Below are 6450 nucleotides of genomic sequence, written 5' to 3'. Positions count from 1 at the left end.
TTCAGGAGTAGCAAGAGTCAAGAGAACTGGATTTAAGAGCAAAAATTATGGTGCGTTACGCAGGCGCTAACACACCCTACTAACTAACAATTTGACACTCACACCGCTAACTCTTCAGGAGTAGCAAGAGTCAAGAAAACTGGATTTAAGAGCAAAAATTATGCTGCGTTACGCAGGCGCTAACACACCCTACTAACTTTTGATATCATGTCCGGTCGATCGATCATAATATCTTTTTTTCAACACTCTGTAGAGACCTTATATATAACGTCTCTACATTATAGGTAATCGACTACATTATGGGTAATCGACCGGACATGATTATGAAGTAATAAATTTGTAGGGTGCGTTAGCGCAGCGTAACGCACCATAATTATCTAAGTCAAACGGTGCGTTACGCTGGCGCTAACACACCCTACATACTTAGGCATGACACATTGCATATTAAAATTGATTAGATAATCACTGACTCAGCCAATGAAAATACTTTTCCTACATCCTAACTTTCCTGCCCAATTTCGCCATGTAGCGGCGGCTTTAGCTGAAGAACCTAACAATGAAGTGCTGTTTGGGACAAAGTTTGAAAATCCCGAATGGCAAATACCCGGAGTTCGGAAAGTATTGTTTAAGCCGAGTCGGGAAGCCCGTCCCGAAACCCATCATTATGTGAGATTCTTAGAAAATGGGGTTTTGCATGGACAAGCAGTATTTCGGATAGCGGAACAACTGAAAAGTGAGGGATTTGTACCTGATATAGTTTACGGTCATTCTGGTTGGGGACCGACATTATTTATTAAAGATGCCTTTCCCAAGGCTAAACTGATGTGTTATTTTGAGTGGTTTTATCATGCTGTTGGTTCTGATGCGGATTTTGATCCAGCAGACCCTTTGAGTATAGATGATATGGCGCGGATTCGGATTAAGAATACGCCGATTTTAGTAGATTTATATAGTTGTGATTGGGGAATCTCGCCAACATATTGGCAAAGGTCGCAGTTCCCGAAAGAATTTCACAGTAAAATTAGCGTGTTACATGATGGTGTAGATACGGAATACTTTAAACCTAATCCGGGGGCGAAATTAATTTTACCCAATGTGGATTTGTCAGAGATTGATGAGATTGTGACTTATGTAGCTAGGGGAATGGAACCTTATCGAGGGTTTCCTGAGTTTATCGAATCAATTGCTTACCTACAAGAACGTCGCCCCAACTGTCATGTAGTAATTGTCGGGTCAGACAGAGTATGTTACGGTAAAGCCTTACCCGATGGCGAAACATATAAAAATTATATGCTCAAAAAAGTGCCTCTAGATTTATCCAGAGTGCATTTTGTCGGCTCGTTACCCTACGGACTCTACTTAAAAGTAATTCAAGCTTCCCAAGTTCATGTCTATTTAACTCGCCCCTTTGTCCTATCTTGGTCAATGATTGAATCCATGTCCACTGGCTGTTTAGTATTAGGTTCAGATACCGCACCAGTCAAGGAAGTGATCCAAGACGGAGAAAATGGATTATTAGCAGATTTCTTCTCTCCCAAACAAATTGCTGATAGAATTAGTGAGGTTTTGGATCATCCGACCCGCATGGCGCAGCTGCGCCAAAAAGCCAGGGAAACAGCCTTAGAACGATATTCCCTGGAAAAGCTGCTACCCCATCACGTCCAACTAATAAAAGATGTGGCAAATGGTTCTCTACCACCCCAAATTACCCCAACACCTACAAACGTAGAATGTAAAGTTTAGGTATGAGTCCAGTAGGGACAATTCATGAATTCTCCCTACCAAAAGTAACGTTGAGAGCCACCGTCTTTTAAGCGGTGGATGAAAACGGTAGAGAGGATTTATCCTCTGGTATCCTACCTAGTGAAGCGTTTAATCGGATGGGTTTACCCTCCGATTAGACAACCTCTAGAATCCCTTCGACTTTAGTCAGGGGAGTGTCAATAAACTATCAACTACCAACCTAGTTGTGTAGAAGCATTACAGTGCATTAAATCACACAACGAAATTACGTCTTGGCTACCTAAGTTCGGGTAATTTGGAGAAAGACCGTTAAAAGGATTAAATTCCTTAGCAGCAAGTGTAATTTTATCCCCTAGCTGGGGAACTATATAAACGGTGAGATGGTCAGATGGTAAGTAAATACCATTAAGAAACCATTAACGAATTTACTGTTTAGGTAATTGGAGAAAATTATTGTGCAAGTTATACTACTGAAGGCGAAGGAGATAGAATCAGGGAGCGAATTTGGGTGTAGAAATGAATTAGCCCAAAATTTAGCAAATCTAGGTAATATCTCTATTAAATATCCGGTTCAGTTTTTTGGAATGAGGAGTGTAGTTTAGATGGCATTAATTACATTAACAGGTGGAAACGATCAAGCACCCCCTCCGGCTATAGCCGCTGGTGATACAGTACTGGGGCTGACGGGAAATGATACTATTACCGCCCCATCAAACACTGAAGTTAATGGCAACCAAGGCAATGATGTCCTGATAGGTGGCGGTACGGGAGTTACACTTTTCGGAGGGCAGGGCAGCGACACACTGAGAAGCGTAAGTAGCAGCGTCTTATATGGAGACAAAGATAACGATTCCCTATTCTCTGTTTTTGCTGATACTCTGTATGGAAATCTTGGCAACGATACCATAGTAGTCGCTGCAAATAGTGCAGCTTTTGGTGGTCAGGGAAATGACTTAATTGAAGCTGTAAGTAGTGGCGCAGTTGGTGCTACCTTAGCTGGTGATAAAGGTGATGACATCATTAAAGGTGCTGGTACTGGTGGTTCCAAGTTGTATGGGGATGATGTCACCATAACTCTCACAGGCGAGGACGGAGCAGGTAAGGACTCCATCTGGGCTTACGGTAATGATACTGCTTATGGTGGTGGTGGCAATGATAGCCTCGTTGCCTTTGGTGGTGTCAAAGTGATGTTCGGAAACCAGGATGATGATATTCTCCGTTTCGCTGACACCGTAACTTCAGGTACAGGTGTAACCCTCTACGGTGGTCAAGGTAACGATACCCTGTTAGGAAAGGGTGGTGGAGCCCTGCTATCTGGTGATAAAGGTAATGACTCCTTAGTAGCAAGTGTTGGTACGGGTAATATTTTTGACACCCTTGTTGGTGGTGCTGGTGCTGACAGCCTTGTAGGTACCGATCAGGCAGAAGTTCTGATAGGTGGATCTGATTCAATACCTGGACTGGATACTACCACTGGTGCTGACTTAATTAATGCAAAAAGCGGCGACGACACAATTTTTGCTGGCGGGGGCGGCAGTACCGTCTCAGGTGGGGAAGGCAATGACTCTATGATAGGTGGAGCAGGTAGTGACAGCTTCCTGGGTGGAAATGGTACGGATGTCCTGGTTGGTGGAGCAGGTAGTGACTCTCTCCAAGGTTGGACAGGCAATGATACCTTGACTGGTGGTGCTGGCGCTGACTACTTCATTTTTGTTGGTGGTACGTTTGCAACTTCTGCATTTTTTACCGATGCAGCCGGTATTCCTCCGATCGCTGTACCCACCAATCCTAGTCAGATTGTTAGTGGCGATCGAATTGGACTCGACTCTATTACAGATTTCGAGACAGGAGTAGATAAGATTGTCTTGGATGGTCAAGGTACTCGTTTTGCTTCTGTTGGTTTTACAAACGTTGCTGACGCTTTGTTCTCATCTTTGAATGTAACTCAGGCTCCTGGTGTGGCACTAATCAATGCTACCAGTAACGTACAAACTATTGCCGATCAATCATCAGGCTTGTTGGTCTATAACATTGCCGATGGCTCTCTCTGGTACAATCAGAATCTTACAACTACTGGTAGCGATCAGCAAGCTGTTCAGTTCCTCTGGTTACAACCTGGTCTAACCAACCTGTCTTCTACAGATTTCATCATTGTCTAAAAACTTGCAAAACGAATTAAGCTCGCTACAAATTAGCAGCTTTATTACCCGTCTAAAAAGGCGGGTTTTTTGTTTATTTGTCATTGGTTATTTGTGATTAAAATGGGTTGGGGGCTGTTTACTAATTAGGGTTTGCTGAAAAAGTCTGTTGGTGGGGGTAGGGACAGGGCATCATTAATATTTGCAATTCTTACCGTTATCTCTTTCATGCCGTGTCCCTACAATTTCCTGGAAAAAAGCCTGGATGAAAGCGCCAAAAGGTCAATAAAGCCTTTTGCACTTGTTTTGAGCAAAAAAGGCGCTTTCACCCTTGCCTATCTTACTTTTTATTTACCTTTATTCAGCAAACCCTAATTAAAGCGATGAACAGAAACCCGGTTTCGCAGAAGTTACCGGGTTTCTAGGATTTACTGAAATATTCAGGGCTGGCGTTTATAAAGGTAGAAAGTAAGATATGCAAGGGTGAAAGCAGATTTTTTGCCCACAACAAGTGCTGTGGTTATCACATCTTTTGGTGCAAAAACCTTGCCTTTTTGGGGGAAATTGTAGGGACACGGCATTCAAAAGATAACGCAGGAGTGGCAAATATTAATGATGCCCTGTCCCTACCCTCACCAACAGACTTTTTCAGCAAGCCCTATTTACCCATCATGTAGAGAGGTTATATATTTACCCATCATGTAGAGAGGTTATATATAACGTCTCTACAAGGTTTTTTGGAGATGTCTATTAGGGATTAAGGAATGGGCAGAAAGGTAATTCGATCTTGATATTCGTCTTCAAAGGAGTATTTAGCAATAGTAATTAATTCTTCTATAGTTTCGCCAATACCCATATCTGGATTCAGGATGAAGATACCTGGAATATAACGATTTTGGGCGAGATGATCTGCGAGGTGAACGGGCATGGAACGGCGGTTGTTAGTGGCAAGAATAAATTTATATGTTTCGCACCAAATTAGTATTTCTGGATCTAAAGTGCCTTTTGGGGGTGTGGCGGGTTCTCCTACGACTTGAATCACTAATTCTGGTTCGCGGCGACGGAGTTAGCAATACAACGAATCCGCATAATTTAATTATCTAGAGGTTTGCTTAGGTAGGTTGTTGCGCTTTAGCGCTATAGGAGCGCTGAAGCGCAACAACGTACAAAGATTTACCTATAAAACAAATACCGAAAACCGATGAGTAACAAAAAGATGCCGTAAAGTTTTTTCATGAAAGCACTAGTAATGTATGGTTGATTGGCAAATATTGCGCCAAATAAGTTACCAACTACTAACCCAGCAGCGATCAATAATGCGTGTTTAAGATTTAAATTACCTTCGCGATAATAGACGATCGCACCCAAAATCCCGATCGGTAAAATTTGTGCTGCAATAGATGTACCAGTAGCAAACTTCTGATCCATCCCCATTAATAACACCATTGCAGGCACCATTATTGCACCGCCACCGATGCCAAACATCCCACCAGCCACACCAGCGGCTAAACCGATCAATAATAACTGAAATAGTACAGGCATAAAATTATGAACGAAAACTTAGACAAATAGTAGAATAATTTTTAACTATCAGCCACACTGATGACTAAAATTCACCGTCCCCATAAGTTACCTCATGTCGTGAGTCGCGATCGCAGCTTAAAAATCCTGCGTAAAGGTTCATCCCACTCCCATTGGCGTGACCCTTACCACTGGTTACTGACTATTTCCTGGGGTAAATTTGTCATTGTAATTATTATTGCTTATGCGATCGCCAATACATTATTTGCCCTAGCTTATTTAGCCGGAGGAGATTGTATCGCTAATGCCCGTCCGGGGTCTTTTGCGGATGCTTTTTTCTTCAGCGTGCAAACAATGGCATCTATTGGTTATGGGGCGATGTTTCCCAAAACTGACTATGCGAATTTGGTAGTAGTAATTGAAGCATTAGTTGGTTTAATGGGTTTAGCAATGGCAACCGGGTTAATGTTCGCCCGCTTCTCTCGTCCGACAGCCAAAGTTTTGTTCAGCAAAGTAGCAGTAATTACCAACTACAATGGTAAACCAACCCTAATGTTTCGCACCGCTAACGAACGACACAACCAAATTTTTGAAGCGGAAATGCACGTTAGTTTAGTGCGCGATGAAGTGAGTATCGAAGGTTCAGTAATGCGGCGATTTTATGACTTAAAATTAGTCCGTAATCAGACACCAATTTTCGTCCTAACTTGGACAGGAATGCACGTCATTGACGAAACCAGTCCTTTGTATGGCGAAACCGAAGAAACCTTGCATCATTCCAACATGGAAATTATTGTTATTCTCACCGGAATTGATGAAACAGTTGCCCAAACAATTCACACGCGCCACTCATATTTAGCTGAAGAAATTGTCTGGAATCAGCGGTTTGTAGATATTTTAGTTACTATGCCTGATGGCAAAAGATTAATTGATTATACTCGCTTCCATGATGTAGTCAAATTTTAATTATGTAGGGTGCCAAAAAACTAAGGCGGGCAGGATGCCCACCCCACAAGAGTTGCAGGTTTCTTGTGGGGTGGGCATCCTG

Annotated in this window: 5 protein-coding genes; 3 read left to right on the top strand and 2 right to left on the bottom strand. The window is 42.5% G+C overall.

The genetic code is table 11. From position 1 onward, the window contains the following. Nucleotides 1-477: 477 nt before the first annotated feature. Nucleotides 478-1743: a glycosyltransferase family 4 protein gene (locus ACE1CC_RS29690; RefSeq protein WP_413274039.1), complete on the top strand. Its 1266-nt coding sequence runs from the start codon at nt 478-480 to the stop codon at nt 1741-1743. A gap of 602 nt (nt 1744-2345) precedes the next feature. Further along, a complete protein-coding gene (locus tag ACE1CC_RS29685) occupies nt 2346-3902 on the top strand; it encodes a calcium-binding protein (protein WP_413274038.1) in 1557 nt (518 codons plus the stop codon). 736 nt (nt 3903-4638) lie between these two features. Here ACE1CC_RS29685 and ACE1CC_RS29680 read toward each other — a convergent pair. Further along, the gene (locus ACE1CC_RS29680) at nt 4639-4923 is read right to left on the bottom strand and encodes a hypothetical protein (RefSeq protein ID WP_413274037.1); all 285 of its coding nucleotides are present in this window, start codon (nt 4921-4923) and stop codon (nt 4639-4641) included. Nucleotides 4924-5054: 131 nt separating this feature from the next. After that, on the bottom strand, nt 5055-5423 hold the full coding sequence (locus tag ACE1CC_RS29675) for a TSUP family transporter (RefSeq protein ID WP_413274036.1): 369 nt from the start codon (nt 5421-5423) through the stop codon (nt 5055-5057). Between the two features lie 60 nt (nt 5424-5483). Between ACE1CC_RS29675 and ACE1CC_RS29670 the strand changes: the two genes are divergently transcribed. Next, complete coding sequence (locus ACE1CC_RS29670) at nt 5484-6368, top strand: ion channel (protein ID WP_413274035.1); 885 nt, start codon at nt 5484-5486, stop codon at nt 6366-6368. The last annotated feature ends 82 nt before the right edge of the window (nt 6369-6450 follow it).

It is taken from the genome of Floridaenema aerugineum BLCC-F46, from assembly GCF_041929345.1.
Lineage (GTDB): Bacteria > Cyanobacteriota > Cyanobacteriia > Cyanobacteriales > Aerosakkonemataceae > Floridanema > Floridanema aerugineum.
Note: the sequence above shows the minus strand (reverse complement) of the source record. Positions and strands in the feature narration are given on the sequence as shown.

Bases quoted from the DNA above. Each gene is read 5' to 3' on its own strand.
- ACE1CC_RS29685 (WP_413274038.1), top strand. From the start codon at position 2,346: ATGGCATTAATTACATTAACAGGTGGAAACGATCAAGCACCCCCTCCG.
- ACE1CC_RS29690 (WP_413274039.1), top strand. From the start codon at position 478: ATGAAAATACTTTTCCTACATCCTAACTTTCCTGCCCAATTTCGCCAT.
- ACE1CC_RS29675 (WP_413274036.1), bottom strand. From the start codon at position 5,423: ATGCCTGTACTATTTCAGTTATTATTGATCGGTTTAGCCGCTGGTGTG.
- ACE1CC_RS29670 (WP_413274035.1), top strand. From the start codon at position 5,484: ATGACTAAAATTCACCGTCCCCATAAGTTACCTCATGTCGTGAGTCGC.